We start from the raw sequence: 16,144 nt of genomic DNA, 5'->3' as shown, positions 1-16,144 counted from the left end.
TATGTTGGCCTGGCTCATCCCCTTCTTGACTTTATCAGAGCCAGTCGATACCATTCCATCGGTTCAAGTAGACCCCATCATCAATTCCTACCGAACCCAATACTTTCCTCAATTCCTACCGAACCAACAACAGATGTATTTTACGGTTCGTAAAGATCAAAATTCAGATGAGGAAATCTTCGTGGCGAATTGGAAAGACGGTCAATTCGAAATACCCAAACCCATCACCGAATTGAACCAAGAAAATAACGAAGGAACGCCCACTTTTTCCTCGGATGGACTTTACATGATCTTCTCAGGATGTGAATACCCAAATTCCTTCGGCGGTTGTGACCTATATGAAACCCGATGGATTGAAGGCTCTTGGACAAAACCTAAAAACCTCGGATTTCGCGTAAATAGCCATGATTGGGAAGGCCAACCCCATTTATCGAAAGATGGTAAACGATTGTTTTTCGCCTCAGACAGACCTGGGGGATTGGGCAAACGAGATCTTTGGCTTTCCCACAAAAACAACCTTGAACAATGGGAATTTCCCATTAACCTAGGCGAAACCATCAATAGCCCAGAAGACGAACAAGGTCCTTACCTGCTTGCTGATAAAAACAGATTCATCTTTTCAAGTAACAAAAAAGGAGGTTTAGGTGGTTTGGATTTTTACCAAATCGAATTTCCGGCCGTGGGCAAAACAGCCAAAGCCATTCCATCCATCAATACCGATTACCATGACGCGGGAATTACCCCCAGCGAACAGCCAGAATATTATTACATTTCAAGAAAACTGAATAAGCCCCAACAAGATTTAGGGATTGTGAAAGTATTTATCCCTGACACACTTTTTGAAGAAAAACCTAAAGTGATTGCTTTAGAATCCATTCATTTTGAAGACATCGAATTTCCTACAAACGCCTGGCAGCTTGATAGCATACCCCAGAGTCTTCAATTACTTGCGACCTATTTATTCCAACATCCTACGAAAAAAGTAAGCATTCATGGGCATACGGATGAAGTCGGTTCAGAGGAAAAAAACCTGATTCTTTCCGAAAAACGCGCACTTCATATAAAAATGCGATTGATGGAACTGAAAATAAGTTCGGAAAGAATCCAAACACGCGGATTTGGAAATAGCCAACCCAAAATTAAAAACCCAATACCCAGCGAGCGAAAGCAGAACCGGCGTATCGAAATTGTCGTGAATTAATGTTTTTTACGCTTTCGGGATTTCTTTTTTCGAGACGACTTCTGGAGAGGTTTAGGATAATGCACTTTAGCTAGGGAGTCCCGAGAAAACAAGGCAAATTTCAGCGAATCCGTTAATTCATCCATCCCAAGCGCACGAACTTTTACACGAACCCTCCCCATGGCTACTACACCTAATTCTTTCGCAGCGATTTTTGATAAATCAATCACCCCGCCTTTCATATAGGGCCCACGGTCATTGACCTTGACGATGGTCTTTTGCCCCGTCTTTACAAGTTCAACTTCAACCCAAGTACCAAAAGGAAATGTACGATGAGCGGCTGAATACACATAAGGATGATAAGGCTCTCCTGAAGTGGTTCGACTTCCCCAAAAACGATCATGGTAAAAAGTCGCTAAACCTTCTTGGCTTTGTGCGCGAAGCATTGAACATGCAAAAGTAAGCAAAGAGGTTACACACAATTTTCGAATCATAAGTTCCAAAATTAGGCCGAATGTGGCTAAAAACAAAAAAGCCCTCCATGCGGAGAGCTTTTTCTTTGGAATAATTTGGGCTTATCGCTGATTGATATCCACAAATGCACGTGGCGTTGCACCTACATAGATTTGACGTGGACGACCGATAGGCTCTTTATTTGTCATCATTTCTTGATGCTGCGCAATCCAACCCGGAAGACGACCAATCGCGAAAAGAATCGTAAACATATTCGTAGGGATACCTAATGCACGGTAGATAATTCCCGAATAGAAATCAACGTTCGGATATAATTTACGAGCAACAAAATAGTCATCACTTAAAGCCGCAGCCTCTAGTTCTTGAGCAATTTTTAATACAGGATCCTGAACCCCTAATGCAGTTAATACATCATCCGCTGCTTTCTTGATAATACGAGCACGTGGATCAAAATTCTTGTAAACACGGTGACCAAAGCCCATCAAACGGAAACCCGAATTTTTGTCTTTCGCCATGGCGATAAACTTAGCCGTATCGCCGCCCGCTTGCTTGATTTCCTCCAACATCTCAATAACCGCTTGGTTGGCTCCACCGTGAAGTGGACCAAACAAGGCCATAATACCTCCTGAGATACTAGAAAACAAACTAGCATGCGAAGATCCAATCAAACGAACTGTCGAAGTCGAACAGTTTTGCTCGTGATCCGCATGTAAAATCAATAATTTATTCATCGCTTTCGAAACGATGCTATTTACCTCATAAGACTCACCGGGCTTCGCAAACATCATTTTCAAGAAGTTAGAGCAATAATCCAAGGATTGGTCTGGAGCAACAATCGCCTCGCCAATACTCTTCTTGTAGTTCCAAGCCGCAAATATTGGCAAAGCAGCCAATAAACGTAGGATATTATCTTCTTTTTCGTCAGCAGAATACTGGCCCTCCATCAAACCCACTAAAGCAGATAATTCGCTCATCGGGTGTGTGCTCGTAGGGATTACTTGCGCAATGTTCAATAAAGATTGATTCGAAACGGTGTATTTCTGAACAGCAGTCTCAAATGCATTCAATTGAGCTTGGGTTGGCAATTCGCCATGTAATAACAAATAGGCTACTTCCAAGAAACTAGCCTTATCGGCCAATTCCTCAATACTGTACCCACAATGTCTTAAAATTCCCTCTTCACCATCTAAAAAAGTAATTGCACTCTTCGTTGCGCCTGTGTTCTTGTAACCTGGATCATACGTAACGTATCCCGTTAAATCACGTAACTTGGCGATATCGATAGCTTTTTCGTTTTCTGTACCCACTAACGTAGGCAATTCAAAACTTTTACCATCCACATTGATCACTGCATTTTGAGACATAATCTTTATAAATATAAGGTATAAGGTCTAGCAATTCAGAGACAGCTTAGAACTGTGGGCTAAATTGAAGCCTCTAAGATAATACGATATTTTGAAAGGTTGATTACCTTTATTAATCCAATTCAAATAAATTTATTTAACACAATTTTTTCTTCGCATATTTCAAAAAATATTGATTTTATGGCTCTCATCTCTCAATTGTTCCAAAACTACCCTTTTAGTTCCCAAGAGCGATTTCTTCAATACGTACAAATTGATACCCAATCCGATCCGCTTTCAAATTTAAGCCCAACGACACAAAAACAAAAAAATCTCGGAAAGGTTTTGGTGAACGAATTACACGCATTAGGAATTTCCAATGCCGAACTTGACGAACATGGCTATGTATACGCTTACCTACCCAGTAACGTAGACCACGATGTGCCTGGTATCTTTTTCTGTTCCCACATGGATACTTCACCGGATTGCAGTGGTGCCCATGTCAAACCGATTGTTCATCCTAATTACCAAGGTCAAGACATCGTTTTACCCGATGACCCACAAGTAGTTATTCGGCTAAAGGATCATCCCGATTTAGCGGAGCAATATGGCCATGATATCATTACAGCAAGTGGTTTAACCTTGTTGGGAGCCGACAACAAAGCAGGCGTCGCCGAAATTATGGATGCAATAGCTTTTTGGACCCAATATCCCGAGGTACCACATGGTCCCATCACCATTGTATTTACGCCCGATGAGGAAGTAGGTCGAGGAACCGACCACATCAATCTAGCCAAAATAAAGGCTGAATTCGGATATACGCTGGATGGGGAAAAGCGAGGTCACCTCGAAAACGAAACCTTCTCAGCCGATTATTTCCGCATCGACATTCAAGGCGTGTCCCAACATCCCGGTTTCGCCAAAGGGCGCATGGAAAGTGCATTAAAAATAGCCTCCGAGATTATCGAACGACTCCCAAAAGACCATTGTAGCCCAGAAACGACAGAGCAAAAAGAAGGCTTTATCCATCCAACTGACATCCGTGGTTCTGTAGAAGAAGTACAAATCGAATTCATATTACGTGCCTTTGAATCCGAAAAACTCGTTGAATATGGGAATCTATTAAAGCAAATCAGTGAAGACGTCCTTCGCAAATACCCAAATTCCCGAGTACAATTCGAACAAAAAGAGCAATATCGAAACATGTTTGAAGTGCTCAAAGATCATCCCGCCTGCATGGGCTTAGCCATGGAAGCCATGCGTTTGGCTGGCCTTGAGCCCGAAACCAAATCCATACGTGGTGGAACTGATGGCTCACGGCTTACGTTCATGGGATTACCCTGCCCCAACATCTTTGCCGGCGAACATGCCTTCCACAGCAAACAAGAATGGGTTTCCGTACAAGACATGCAGAAAGCAACGGAGACGGTTGTGTATTTGGCGAATTTAGTCACCAAACTGTAGAGACGCGATACCTCGCGTCTAATCAAAAAAAGACGCGAAGTATCGCGTCTCTACAAAATAAATAAAAGACGCGAAGTATCGCGTCTCTACTATGTTACTCCCACTCGATCGTCGCAGGTGGTTTTGACGAGATATCATAAACAACTCGGTTAACTCCTTTAACTTGGTTGATAATTTCATTCGAAATACGACCTAAGAACTCATAAGGCAAATGACACCAGTCGGCCGTCATACCATCCACACTCGTTACCGCGCGCAAGGCAACCACCTGCTCGTAGGTTCGCTCATCGCCCATGACACCTACCGACTGCACCGGTAACAAGATGGCACCTGCCTGCCAAACTTGATCATATAAACCTTCCGATTTCAGCCCATTGATAAATATGGCATCCACCTTCTGTAAAATATCAACTTTTTCTGGGGTAATATCGCCCAAAATACGAATACCCAATCCCGGACCCGGGAACGGATGACGTCCCAATATCTCTTGAGGAATGCCCAAAGTCTTGCCTACTAAACGAACCTCATCTTTAAACAAGGCATCCAAAGGCTCCACAATCTTCAACTTCATAAAATCCGGAAGACCGCCCACATTGTGGTGAGATTTAATCGTTGCACTCGGCCCCTTCAAGGAAACGGATTCAATCTTATCCGGATAAATCGTCCCTTGGCCCAACCAAGAAACACCTTCAATTAAATGCGCCTCCTCATCAAAAACCTCAATAAAGGTCTTACCTATCGCCTTGCGCTTCAATTCCGGATCAGAAAGACCCTTCAAAGCATCATAAAAACGTTGTTTGGCATTCACCCCCTTCACATTCAATCCCAATGAATGATAGGATTCCAACACCTGCTCAAACTCATCCTTGCGCAACAAACCATTATCTACAAAAATGCAATACAAATTCTTGCCTATCGCATGATGTAACAACACCGCTGCCACCGAACTATCTACCCCGCCCGACAAACCTAAAACTACTTTATCCGAACCCAACTTCTCCTTTAACTCAGCCACCGTACGATCCACAAAGGAATCCGATGTCCAAGTAGGCGCACATCCACAAATCCCCAACACAAAATTTTGAATCAAAATACTACCCTCTGTCGAATGCGTTACCTCCGGATGAAACTGAATACCAAATATTGGCTTCGATACATGGGCGAATGCTGCCACACGAACCGTTTCGGTTGAACCGATTAATTCATACTCCGACGGCAATTCCATGATCGTATCACCATGCGACATCCAAACCTGACCCGTTGCCGATAAACCCTTTAACAAAGGACTTTCTTTAACACTGGTCATGTGCGCCCGACCATACTCACGATGTCCCGAATTTTGAACAGAACCTCCACCCTGATGTGCAAGTAATTGTGCACCATAGCAAATACCCAAAATAGGCAAGCTTCCAAATAGACTCAAATCCACACGCGGCGAATCCTCATCACGAACAGAACAAGGACTTCCCGACAAAATAATTCCCTTCACCGACTCGTCGATGCTTGGAATGTGATTGAAAGGGTGGATTTCACAATATACTTGTGCCTCACGAATACGACGCGCAATTAATTGCGTCACTTGTGAACCAAAGTCGAGGATAATAATTTTTTCCGCCATACAGCCTTTTGCTTAAAAATAAACGGCAAAGGTCGCAATTTCTAGGCAAATTCCGAAAACTAATCCTGATAAATTAAGTAGCGCCTCCGCATTTCTTTGTATCGATCCAAGGCAGGCTTCCAGCTCGTGCGTATTTCTTGTTCCGATTTTCCTGCCAATAGGCCTAAGCGGATGCTGTCCGTGCCGGCCAACTTATCAAAAAATGCCGGAGAGGTAAAAAAGGTCTCTTTTCTCCCCGTCTTCTCGAACATCTCGATTAAATAGCTCAGGCTAAATCCAAGTTGACGCGTATTTACCTGTCGCAAATCCAAGCCATAACATAACTGTCCTTTTAAAGGGGGATCCATCGCACCGGGAGTCGGTACAGGCGTAAAGGTATAGTTGCCAGCGTCAGCATTAGGTGTCCCTACCACCTGAAACTGCGTATGGGTCCCTCGCCCTACACTCACAATAGTAGGTTCCAATAAACACAAGGATGGATATAAGCCGATGGATTGATCATTCGGTAAGTTAGGTGATGGAGCAATCGGCACAGAATACATGGTCTTATGATTGTAATTGCTAACGGGAATGACTTGGAGTTCGCAAACAAGCTTATTGGCCAACCAGCCTTCACCGTTCAGCATTTGCGCATACTCTCCCATCGTTAAACCATGAACGACCGGAATGGCTGTTAAGCCAACAAACGAAGCAAATTTAACAGGATCCAAAACCGGGCCATCAACATAATGCCCATTCGGATTGGGACGATCGAAGACCAATAATTTGACCTTATTCTCAGCACAGGCCTCCTGAACATAGAGCAAAGTTGAGCTGTAAGTATAGAAACGAGCCCCCACATCTTGAATATCAAAAATCACCACATCAATCCCCGCCAAATCTTCCGGCGACGGTTTCTTGTGTTTACCATACAAGGACACCAATGGCAATCCCGTTTTCGCGTCCACTTCATTATCGATATGTGCCCCTGCATCCGCCGTGCCACGAAAGCCATGCTCGGGAGCAAAAATCCGTTTTACCTGAATTCCTAAGGCCAACAAACTATCTGCCAGATGTGTTTTACCGATGACTGAGGTGTGGTTCACAACCAAGGCAACTTGTTTTCCTTTCAGTAAAGGAAGGTATTTCTGGGTTTGGTAGGCTCCTGGAGTGACTTGACCGATAGCCCTTAGGCTAATCATAAAAAACAATACGAGGATAAGTTTGTAGTTTCGAAGCAATCCCATTTTCTTTGCGCGTTGGTTTAGATTGACCAAATATCCGATAAAATTTAGAAATAAGAAACCGGTGAAATTCCCTTTGTTCATCGCGCGGCGAATTCGAAGTACCAAAGACACCTCCTTTTCCAAGACGGTGACCTATGTGGGTATTGGAACCATAGCCATGGGTGCTGGAATTATTCTGATCGCCTTCTCCATCCTATTCGGATTTAAACAGGCTATTCTGAATAAAATGCTTCGTTTTTCGGGAGATATTCGCATTAGCCAAATATCTGAAAACCACTCATTGGCAGAATCTCCGATGACCCGCAACCTTGCTTGGGAAAAAGCAACCGCCCAAATTCCAGAGGTCGATCACGTGCAGGCACATGTGCAAAAACCCGCTATTATTGTAGGAAAAGAAAACATGTCAGGCGTCGTAATCAAAGGAATCGGCTCCGACATGCCTCCGCAACAATTAGCTGAAAACATGCGAGAAGGCTCATCCCAAATAAAAAATGCACAAAATATTATCTTGAGCGAGAGTCTTTCCAAGCAATTAAAGGTAAAACTAAACGAATCACTCATTCTCTATTTCCTCAGCCAACCCGAAAGACCCCGCAAAGTAAAAATAAGCGGCATCTATCAAACGGGTTTGGAAGAAATGGATAAACTTATTGTACTGGCCGACCGTTCTTGGGTTCAAAAAATGAGCGGCTGGACGAATGATTCCTTGGGGACCTATGAAATTCACCTTAAATCAAAAATCGACCCGAACAGCCTTTTAAAAACACTTCCCCACGAGTGGAAATTAGAAACCAGTGAAGAGCTTTACCCGGCATTATACGATTGGATGAAAATGCTCGATCGAAATATCATCATCTTCATCAGCCTATTGATGCTGGTAGCATGCTTTAACCTCATTGCTACGCTGTGGGTCTTAATCATGGAACGCGTTCCGATGATTGGTCTATTAACCGCACTGGGAAGTAGTCCCACTCAGATCCGTCGTATTTTTTGGTGGAACGGTTTCTTCATCATGCTGAGGGGATTGGCCATTGCCAATGTATTTGCCGCGACGTTTTGTTGGGTACAAGCTACCTACCAACTCATTCCACTCGATCCCGAAAATTATTATATGTCGGCCGTACCCATCGCATGGGATGGCCTCACTTGGGCATTCGTTAATCTTGGTACTGTTGTTTTAGTGAGCCTAATGATTTACATACCCACACAATTAATACAAAAGATAGACCCGAAAGATGCGATTAATTATAAAAATTAGCCTCCTTTGCCTGATTGTTTCAGGTGTATGGGGCCAAACGATTCAATACAAAGTTGACCTTCAACACGTCTCAAATGACCGAGTGCGTGTACAAGTTTTTCTTCCCAAACAAGTAACAAACAGCCTCGTATTTAGCTTTCCGAAACAAGTACCCGGTACCTATGCAAATTATGATTTTGGTCGATACATTCAAGGCTTTAAGGCTTTCGATAAAACGGGGAAAGCACTTCCTGTCCAACAGAAGAACATCAATCAATATCAAATCGCACAGGTACAATCGCTTGACCACTTGGAATATGAGGTGAATGATACCTGGGACAGCCCGGAAATTAAAGGGGAATATATCTTCGAACCCGCAGGAACAAATATTCAGAAGGACAGCCTGATTGCCTTTAATGTACACGGCTTCTTGGGATTTGTCGAGGGAATGGAGAAAAACCCTGTTCAAGTTTCCATTCAGAAACCAAGCGTGCTCTATGGGAGTACCTCCCTAATTAATTTCGGAAAAGGCAATCTGGACGTTTTCTCAAGTCTAAATTACCAAAGCCTGGTTGACGCACCCATCATGTACTGCGAGGCTGACACCGCGAGTATTCAATTTCCTGAATCCAATATTTTGGTATCCGTTTATTCTCCCAATAAATCCATCAATGCCGCGGAAATCGCGGAGAACATCCGACCGCTCTTGGTTGCTCAGCGCAATTACCTAGGTGGAAAATTACCCGTGAAACGTTATGCGTTTTTAATCGTTCTCTCAAGTGAATTGAAAGGAGGAAGCTTTGGAGCATTAGAGCATACGCAATCCTCTTTTTATTACCTACCGGAAGGGGGTATCGATCAATTGGGCCAAACGATTCGGGACGTCTGTGCCCATGAATTTTTCCATATTGTAACTCCCCTATCAATTCACTCAGAGGAAATCGGGAATTTCAATTTTATGAATCCCCAGATGTCGGAGCACCTATGGCTATACGAAGGCCTTACCGAATACGCAGCACATCACATGCAGTTGAAGGGAGGTTTAATCGAGGACAATAAATTCTTCCAAACCATCCAGGAGAAAAAGGAATCCATGGAGTTACAGTTTGATTCCAAGGTCCCTTTCACCGTGATGAGTAAGCAAGTGCTAGGGAAATACAAGGAACAATATGGCAATGTCTACCAAAAAGGTGCTTTAATCGGTTTTGGTTTGGATATCACCTTGCGCAGGTTGAGTCAAGGTAAATGGAATAATCAATTGCTGCTACAAGCCTTATCCAAAGAATTTGGACCCAGCAAATCATTTAAGGATAATCAGCTATTTGATAAAATTATTCAGATTACTCATTTACCAGCCCTGGATGATTTCTTTCAAAATTATGTAGCTGGAGCTAAAGCCTTACCCATTCAAACGTGGTTAAATCAAATCGGCTATGTTTGGGATGAAAACCAACAAGAAGAAGCGAAGACCTTGGGGTTTGATGTACAAGGTTTGACGGTTAATGAGACTACCAAACGAGCGACGATACAATCAACCTCAGCAATCAATGCTTTGGGGCAACAAATGGGTTTGCGCGAAAAGGATGAATTGCTGGCCATCAATGGCTTACCAACTGACTTAGAGAACTTTGTCAAAAACACGCAAAAGATACTACAGATTATCCAACCGGGAGATATGCTTGCCTGGGATGTGGCTCGGAAAAAAGAGGATGGCACCTATCAAACTTATCATTTGAAGGCTCCTTATTTTATGGTCCAACAGGCCAGTAGACAAGCGATTCGAGAAATGAAAAATCCCTCGAAAGAACAAATAGACTTGCGCAATAACTGGATGAAATAAAAAAATCCCCAGCCATGCGGTTGGGGATTGGTATTTTTAAGCCTTTGATTGTGCTTCGACGACCGCAATCGCGACCATGTTGACTATCTCGCGAACCGAAGCTCCCAATTGTAAGATGTGAGTCGGCTTACCTAAACCTAATAAAATCGGTCCCACATATTCGATATCCGCGGCTTCCTTTAACAAGTTGTAAGCGATGTTTGCAGCAGAAAGATTAGGGAAAATTAAGGTATTCGCCATTTCATTTCCCAAAGCAGCGAATGGATAGTTTTGCTGACGCAATTCCTTATCGAAAGCTAAGTGTGCTTGCATTTCTCCCTCAATAATCCAGTCGGGATGCTTCTCTTGCAATATCTGCGTGGCCTCACGCATTTTAATTGCATCGGATCCATCCGCTGAACCGAAATTCGAATAACTTAATAAGGCAATACGCGGAATGATGTTAAAGCGCTTCACGGCTTTGGCGGTCAACTCCGTAATTTCGACGATATCTTCAACGCTCGGGTCAAAGTTGACGGTGGTATCGGAGAAGAACAAAGGTCCTTTTTGCGACAATAATAAATACATACCCGAAACCTTCTTCACCCCTTTTTGCTTGCCGATAATCTGCAAGGCTGGGCGAATAGATTCTGGATAGTTTTTCGTCAAACCAGAAATAACGCCATCTGCACGATCCGTTTCGAGCATCATCGCGGCGAAATAATTACTCTTGCGGACTTGCTTGTTGGCCTCCCAACGAGTCACCCCGCGACGCTTACGTTTCTCATAGAATAAGTCGGCGAACTCCGCCACAAGATCGGCGTTATCCGCATGCTTGAAATCCAAGATTTCCGTCTTACCTAGATCCAAATGATTTTCGTCGCAAATGGCTTGAATCTTCTCTCGGCTACCCAACAAAATCGGTTTCGCGATTCCCTCATCGAGCACTTCGCGTACGGCTTTTAAAACTTTTAAATTTTCTGCATCCGCAAATAGGATACGTTTTGGCTTACTCTTGGCGCGTTTCAAGATAAACTTCATCACCTGGTTGTCTAGACCAAGGCGTTTCGCTAATTGCAACTCATATGCCTCCCAGTCGGAGATCGGCTTTATCGCCACACCCGAATCCATCGCAGCTTTAGCCACGGCCATGGAAACGGTAGTAATTAAACGAGGATCAACTGGCTTTGGAATAATGTAATCCGGGCCAAAACTTAAACTCTTTTCATTGTAGGCCAAATTCACGATATCGGGAACGGGCTTCTTTGCTAAACTGGCGAGCGCTTTGGCGGCGGCTAATTTCATTTCATCGTTGATTTCGGTCGCGCGAACGTCCAAAGCACCCCGGAAAATGAAAGGAAATCCCAATACATTGTTGACTTGATTAGGAAAATCAGAACGACCTGTCGCCATGATCAAATCATCGCGAACGGCTTTGGCTTCTTCATACCCAATTTCCGGTGTCGGATTAGCCATGGCGAAAACAATGGGGTTGGCGGACATGGAGGCAATCATTTCCGGCTTTAGAATGTTCCCAACGGACAATCCGAGGAAGACATCTGCGCCTTGCATGGCTTGAGCCATCGAAACTTGTTTACCTGCAGGACCGGCTAGTGGAGCTAAGTAAATGTTTAGATCATTCCGGTCTTGGGAAACCAAACCGTCTTTATCAAAAATATAAAAATTCTCAATGCGAGCACCGAGTTTTAGGTAGAGCTTAATGCAGGAAATCGCCGCAGCACCGGCACCAGAGATGACAAAACGAGCATCTTCTATTTTCTTTCCTACAATTTCCAAGGCATTAATTAAAGCGGCTGACGAAATGATGGCAGTGCCATGTTGGTCATCATGCATAATCGGAATCTTCAGGCGCTTTTTGAGTTTCTCCTCGATTTCAAAGCACTCAGGACTTTTGATGTCTTCCAGGTTAATGCCCCCGAAAGTAGGTTCTAGGTTAACGACCGTCTCTACAAACTGATCGGGATCGGTACAGGAAAGCTCCAAGTCAAAAACATCGATATCGGAAAAGACTTTGAATAGGACACCCTTTCCTTCCATGACAGGCTTGGAGGCCTCAGGTCCTATATTTCCTAAACCTAAGACAGCAGTACCGTTTGAAATAACTCCTACCAAATTCCCCTTAGCGGTGTAATCATAGACCTTCTCGATGTTGGCCGCAATCTCTAGACAAGGTTCAGCTACTCCTGGTGAATACGCTAAGGAAAGGTCGCGTTGGGTAGCGGTTGATTTTGTTGGTTTGACTTCGATTTTCCCGGGCTTACCACCGGCGTGGTACTCGAGAGCATCTTGTTTGAGTATGGATGAAGTGGACATAAATTTATATTAGGCTTCTGGTTGATGAAATTCTCCTTCGTGTTTCGCGAGCCAAATGGTCGCAACGCCATTTCCGATGAAATTGGTGATTGCACGGGCTTCCGACATAAATCGGTCGACGCCCAATAATAAAGCAAGTCCTTCCAATGGAATCACTTGCAGCGCGGTTAAGGTTGAGGCTAGCACCACAAAACCGCTTCCGGTAACCCCCGCGGCACCTTTAGAGGTTACCATGAGCACACCAATGATGGTGAGCATTTGTTCGATCGATAAGTCGATGCCATAAACTTGCGCCAAAAATAGCGTAGCCATAGATAAATAAATGCTCGTTCCGTCAAGATTGAATGAATAACCGGCAGGTACTACGAGCCCCACCACCGATTTCGAACAGCCCATGGCTTCTAACTTTTTCATTAAGGAAGGTAAAGCCGCTTCAGAGGAGGATGTTCCTAATACGATCAATAATTCCTCTTTGATGTAATTCAAAAAGGACGTAATTCGCTCACCGCAGCTGCGCATGATGAGAGCTAAAATGACGAAAATAAATATTCCCATGGTCGCATACACGGAAACCATGAGTTTGGCTAAAGGCAACAAGGAATGAATGCCGAATTTGCCAATCGTGTAGGCCATGCCGCCGAGCGCACCCAATGGGGCTAAATACATGACAAATTTCAATCCTTTGAAGACCCAATGTTCGGCCTGCTGCATCCCTGAAATCATCTTTGCCTTGCCACGAACGAAGTTCAAAAAGGAACCAAAAAAGAGTGAAAAGCCTAGGACCTGAATGGTAAAGTTTTCTTTGAGGAAAATCATCCAACTAAAACTGGCGGCTTTTTGCGTGAATTTCGAAATATCCCCACCGGCGATGTCTGCCCGGATAACTCCTTCTCCTGGATTCAATACATGGGAAACACCTAAACCGATAATCAATGCAAGGGTAGTCACGACCTCGAAATAGAGTAAAGCCTTACCACCAACGCGACCTACTTTCTTTAAATTACCCATATTGACAATCCCTAAACTGATTGTTAAAAAGATAATGGGATGAATGAAAAGTTTCACGAGGCTGATAAAAATCCCGGATAATACTTCGCTTAAGCTCTTGCCCACTGAAATTTCCGTACCAAGAAAATTGTACGATATTTTATCATCTAAAACCTGGTACAGAGCAAATTCAGGAAAAAAATGGCCAATGATGATACCCATCAAAATGGATAACAAAACCCAAAAGGTGAGGTTGTGCGTAATATTTTTACCAATCATACGTTAAACATGAGGTTACCAAGCAAATGTAAGGAACAAAAAGGAGAAATTCGAGGTTTGTGAATCTAAGCTTATTTACCGAAATTTACAGACTCATTTTTGTCCCATTTTACCTATTATGTCGAATTCTATTAAGTGCTTAATTATTGGTTCAGGTCCAGCGGGTTATACAGCTGCTATTTACGCATCCCGTGCGGGTTTACAGCCGGTGATGTATCAAGGAAGCCAACCGGGTGGTCAATTAACAACGACGACGGAAGTTGACAATTTTCCTGGATACCCCAACGGTATCGATGGTCCAGCGATGATGGTGGATTTAGAAAACCAAGCGAAGCGTTTTGGAACGGATGTTCGTTATGGAATGGCGACAAAAGTAGATTTTACAAGCCAACCTAAAAAGGTCTGGATTGATGATACGACAGAAATCTTAGCAGATTCGGTGATTATTGCAACCGGTGCCTCTGCTAAATGGTTGGGATTAGAAGGCGAAACCAAGTTTAATGGTTTGGGTGTGTCGGCCTGTGCGGTTTGTGATGGATTTTTCTATCGTAATCAGGTTGTTGCGGTCGTAGGTGCTGGTGATACAGCAGCCGAAGAGGCTAGTTATTTGGCCAATTTATGTACCGAGGTTCATTTAATCGTTCGGCGGGACCAAATGCGTGCTTCCCTAATCATGCAGGAGCGCGTGAAAAACAATCCCAAAATCAAGATTCACTGGAATTCTGAGACGGAAGAAATCTTGGGCGATGCGAATGGTGTGACAGGAATTCGAATTAAAAATAATGTAACGCAAGCGAGGGAGGAGATAGCATTGACGGGATTCTTTGTGGCGATTGGTCACCAACCAAATACGAGCATTTTTAAGGGTCAATTGGACATGGATGCGCAAGAATATTTGATTACTGAAAAAGGAAGTTCACGCACGAACATCCCGGGCGTATTTGCTTGTGGGGATGTGCAGGATACGACATACCGACAAGCCGTTACGGCAGCGGGTAGTGGATGTATGGCTGCCTTGGATGCTGAAAGATGGTTGGCAGCCAATTCTTTACACTAAAAAGAGCACATGAAATTGAGCAAACTATTTCTGGGGATGGCTTTGGCCTTGATGGCCTTGTCGAGTCATGCGCAAGAAAAAAAGCTTTTCAAAAAAAATACCAAAATCGACTATAAACCGAATTCGTCATTGTATCAAGACAAATCGGCGAAGAAAGATGATTTGGACGACTTGCCTCCTTTGACTTTTCGTACAGAGGAAGATAGTAAAGCCACAGCCATTCAGGGTTCTGAACTTCAAGAGCGCAAGTATGAACCTTTGAAGGTGATAAATCCGACCATCAGTAATTTTGATACGACTTCCATCGACGAAGGTGAAGCATTGGTGGTGGAAATTGAGGAAGAAAATGCGCCAATGGGCACGGAAGATTTCGTGTCAGTTGCCTCCTATTTTTCAATATGGGATACAAAATCGATTGACCCATACGACATTAATGCGAAGGAATTTGATGAGCCAGTTGATTTAGAATTATACAATTTACCCGCAGGACGCAATTGGTCACCTCCCCTTTCCATCGTAAAACAAACGAGTCCTTTTGGGCCTCGTTGGGGTCGATTACATGCTGGAGTTGACTTAGATTTAGAAACAGGCAATCCCATTTATGCACCATTCGATGGCATTGTTCGCGTCGTAAATTATGACGGAGGAGGCTACGGGAAATACATGGTTTTGCGCCATTACAATGGATTGGAGACCCTTTTTGGTCACATGTCTAAGCAAGGATTAGAATCAGGAACATTGGTTAAGGCGGGTGATGAAATAGGTTTAGGTGGAAATACGGGTCGGAGCACTGGGTCTCACCTTCATTTTGAAACTCGATATGAGGGCAATCCCTTTAACCCTAATCAGGTATATAATTTCGGTTCATTCGAACCTATTTCAGATCATTTGTTGATAACTGCACAAACCTTTAACATGCGTGCGCTTGCTTTGCGAAACGAATTTGGTTCCGTTGGTGAGAAAGTGCGTAGTCGGAAAAAGGTCTGGACCAAAGTTCGACCGGGCGATTCCTTGTATGTCATCGCGCAACGTGCTGGTGTATCTGCGAGTAAGTTGGCCAAAATGAATGGTCTAAAAATGACATCCACGATACGGGCGGGAAGACGCTTACGAATTCATTAAGCCA

At 43.7% G+C, this 16,144-nt stretch carries 12 protein-coding genes; 6 read left to right on the top strand and 6 right to left on the bottom strand.

What is annotated here, in order from left to right:
• The first annotated feature begins 1 nt into the window (after position 1).
• Positions 2-1,201, top strand: coding sequence for an OmpA family protein (locus tag ACMH5P_RS00495; RefSeq protein ID WP_459492349.1), 1,200 nt, complete (start codon positions 2-4; stop codon positions 1,199-1,201).
• Here the strand turns inward: ACMH5P_RS00495 and ACMH5P_RS00490 are convergent.
• Positions 1,198-1,674: a septal ring lytic transglycosylase RlpA family protein gene (locus tag ACMH5P_RS00490; protein WP_459492348.1), complete on the bottom strand. Its 477-nt coding sequence runs from the start codon at positions 1,672-1,674 to the stop codon at positions 1,198-1,200. The two genes, ACMH5P_RS00495 and ACMH5P_RS00490, sit on opposite strands and share 4 nt — an antisense overlap.
• 81 nt (positions 1,675-1,755) lie before the next feature.
• Positions 1,756-3,018 (bottom strand): citrate synthase, encoded by a 1,263-nt coding sequence (locus tag ACMH5P_RS00485; protein ID WP_459492347.1) that lies wholly within the window; start codon positions 3,016-3,018, stop codon positions 1,756-1,758.
• 180 nt (positions 3,019-3,198) lie between these two features.
• Here ACMH5P_RS00485 and pepT point away from each other — a divergent pair, with 180 nt between their 5' ends.
• On the top strand, positions 3,199-4,461 hold the full coding sequence (pepT, locus tag ACMH5P_RS00480) for a peptidase T (protein ID WP_459492346.1): 1,263 nt from the start codon (positions 3,199-3,201) through the stop codon (positions 4,459-4,461).
• A gap of 94 nt (positions 4,462-4,555) precedes the next feature.
• Here the strand turns inward: pepT and guaA are convergent, their stop codons facing one another.
• Together guaA and ACMH5P_RS00470 are read right to left on the bottom strand one after the other, a co-directional pair.
• The gene (gene guaA, locus ACMH5P_RS00475) at positions 4,556-6,079 is read right to left on the bottom strand and encodes a glutamine-hydrolyzing GMP synthase (RefSeq protein WP_459492344.1); all 1,524 of its coding nucleotides are present in this window, start codon (positions 6,077-6,079) and stop codon (positions 4,556-4,558) included.
• 59 nt (positions 6,080-6,138) lie between these two features.
• Positions 6,139-7,386 (bottom strand): exo-beta-N-acetylmuramidase NamZ family protein, encoded by a 1,248-nt coding sequence (locus ACMH5P_RS00470; protein ID WP_459492343.1) that lies wholly within the window; start codon positions 7,384-7,386, stop codon positions 6,139-6,141.
• On the opposite strand from ACMH5P_RS00470, the gene ACMH5P_RS00465 reads away from it, so the two are divergent.
• Together ACMH5P_RS00465 and ACMH5P_RS00460 are read left to right on the top strand one after the other, a co-directional pair.
• Positions 7,367-8,563 carry an ABC transporter permease gene (locus ACMH5P_RS00465; RefSeq protein ID WP_459492342.1) on the top strand — a complete coding sequence of 399 codons (1,197 nt, stop codon included), beginning with the start codon at positions 7,367-7,369 and terminating at the stop codon, positions 8,561-8,563. The genes ACMH5P_RS00470 and ACMH5P_RS00465 overlap by 20 nt on opposite strands.
• Positions 8,541-10,382 carry a M61 family metallopeptidase gene (locus ACMH5P_RS00460; protein WP_459492341.1) on the top strand — a complete coding sequence of 614 codons (1,842 nt, stop codon included), beginning with the start codon at positions 8,541-8,543 and terminating at the stop codon, positions 10,380-10,382. Before ACMH5P_RS00465 ends, ACMH5P_RS00460 begins: the two co-directional genes overlap by 23 nt.
• Positions 10,383-10,418: 36 nt before the next feature.
• Here ACMH5P_RS00460 and ACMH5P_RS00455 read toward each other — a convergent pair whose 3' ends face one another.
• Both ACMH5P_RS00455 and ACMH5P_RS00450 read right to left on the bottom strand, forming a co-directional pair.
• Positions 10,419-12,695 carry an NADP-dependent malic enzyme gene (locus ACMH5P_RS00455; protein WP_459492340.1) on the bottom strand — a complete coding sequence of 759 codons (2,277 nt, stop codon included), beginning with the start codon at positions 12,693-12,695 and terminating at the stop codon, positions 10,419-10,421.
• Positions 12,696-12,704: 9 nt separating this feature from the next.
• The gene (locus ACMH5P_RS00450; protein WP_459492339.1) at positions 12,705-13,961 is read right to left on the bottom strand and encodes a cation:dicarboxylate symporter family transporter; all 1,257 of its coding nucleotides are present in this window, start codon (positions 13,959-13,961) and stop codon (positions 12,705-12,707) included.
• Positions 13,962-14,079: 118 nt separating this feature from the next.
• Between ACMH5P_RS00450 and trxB the strand changes: the two genes are divergently transcribed.
• Positions 14,080-15,018: a thioredoxin-disulfide reductase gene (gene trxB, locus ACMH5P_RS00445; protein WP_459492338.1), complete on the top strand. Its 939-nt coding sequence runs from the start codon at positions 14,080-14,082 to the stop codon at positions 15,016-15,018.
• 9 nt (positions 15,019-15,027) lie between these two features.
• Positions 15,028-16,140, top strand: a complete 1,113-nt coding sequence (locus ACMH5P_RS00440; protein WP_459492337.1) for a peptidoglycan DD-metalloendopeptidase family protein — start codon at positions 15,028-15,030, stop codon at positions 16,138-16,140.
• The last annotated feature ends 4 nt before the right edge of the window (positions 16,141-16,144 follow it).

The organism is Aquirufa sp. 5-AUSEE-100C1 (assembly GCF_054558655.1).
The sequence above is the reverse complement of the archived record's forward strand: the minus strand, read 5'-3'. Positions and strand labels throughout refer to the sequence as shown.

Excerpts from the sequence above, each read along its gene's own strand:
- ACMH5P_RS00485 (WP_459492347.1), bottom strand. The coding sequence starts at position 3,018 with ATGTCTCAAAATGCAGTGATCAATGTGGATGGTAAAAGTTTTGAATTG.
- trxB (WP_459492338.1), top strand. The coding sequence starts at position 14,080 with ATGTCGAATTCTATTAAGTGCTTAATTATTGGTTCAGGTCCAGCGGGT.
- ACMH5P_RS00455 (WP_459492340.1), bottom strand. The coding sequence starts at position 12,695 with ATGTCCACTTCATCCATACTCAAACAAGATGCTCTCGAGTACCACGCC.
- guaA (WP_459492344.1), bottom strand. The coding sequence starts at position 6,079 with ATGGCGGAAAAAATTATTATCCTCGACTTTGGTTCACAAGTGACGCAA.
- pepT (WP_459492346.1), top strand. The coding sequence starts at position 3,199 with ATGGCTCTCATCTCTCAATTGTTCCAAAACTACCCTTTTAGTTCCCAA.
- ACMH5P_RS00490 (WP_459492348.1), bottom strand. The coding sequence starts at position 1,674 with ATGATTCGAAAATTGTGTGTAACCTCTTTGCTTACTTTTGCATGTTCA.
- ACMH5P_RS00440 (WP_459492337.1), top strand. The coding sequence starts at position 15,028 with ATGAAATTGAGCAAACTATTTCTGGGGATGGCTTTGGCCTTGATGGCC.
- ACMH5P_RS00470 (WP_459492343.1), bottom strand. The coding sequence starts at position 7,386 with ATGAACAAAGGGAATTTCACCGGTTTCTTATTTCTAAATTTTATCGGA.
- ACMH5P_RS00450 (WP_459492339.1), bottom strand. The coding sequence starts at position 13,961 with ATGATTGGTAAAAATATTACGCACAACCTCACCTTTTGGGTTTTGTTA.
- ACMH5P_RS00495 (WP_459492349.1), top strand. The coding sequence starts at position 2 with ATGTTGGCCTGGCTCATCCCCTTCTTGACTTTATCAGAGCCAGTCGAT.
- ACMH5P_RS00460 (WP_459492341.1), top strand. The coding sequence starts at position 8,541 with ATGCGATTAATTATAAAAATTAGCCTCCTTTGCCTGATTGTTTCAGGT.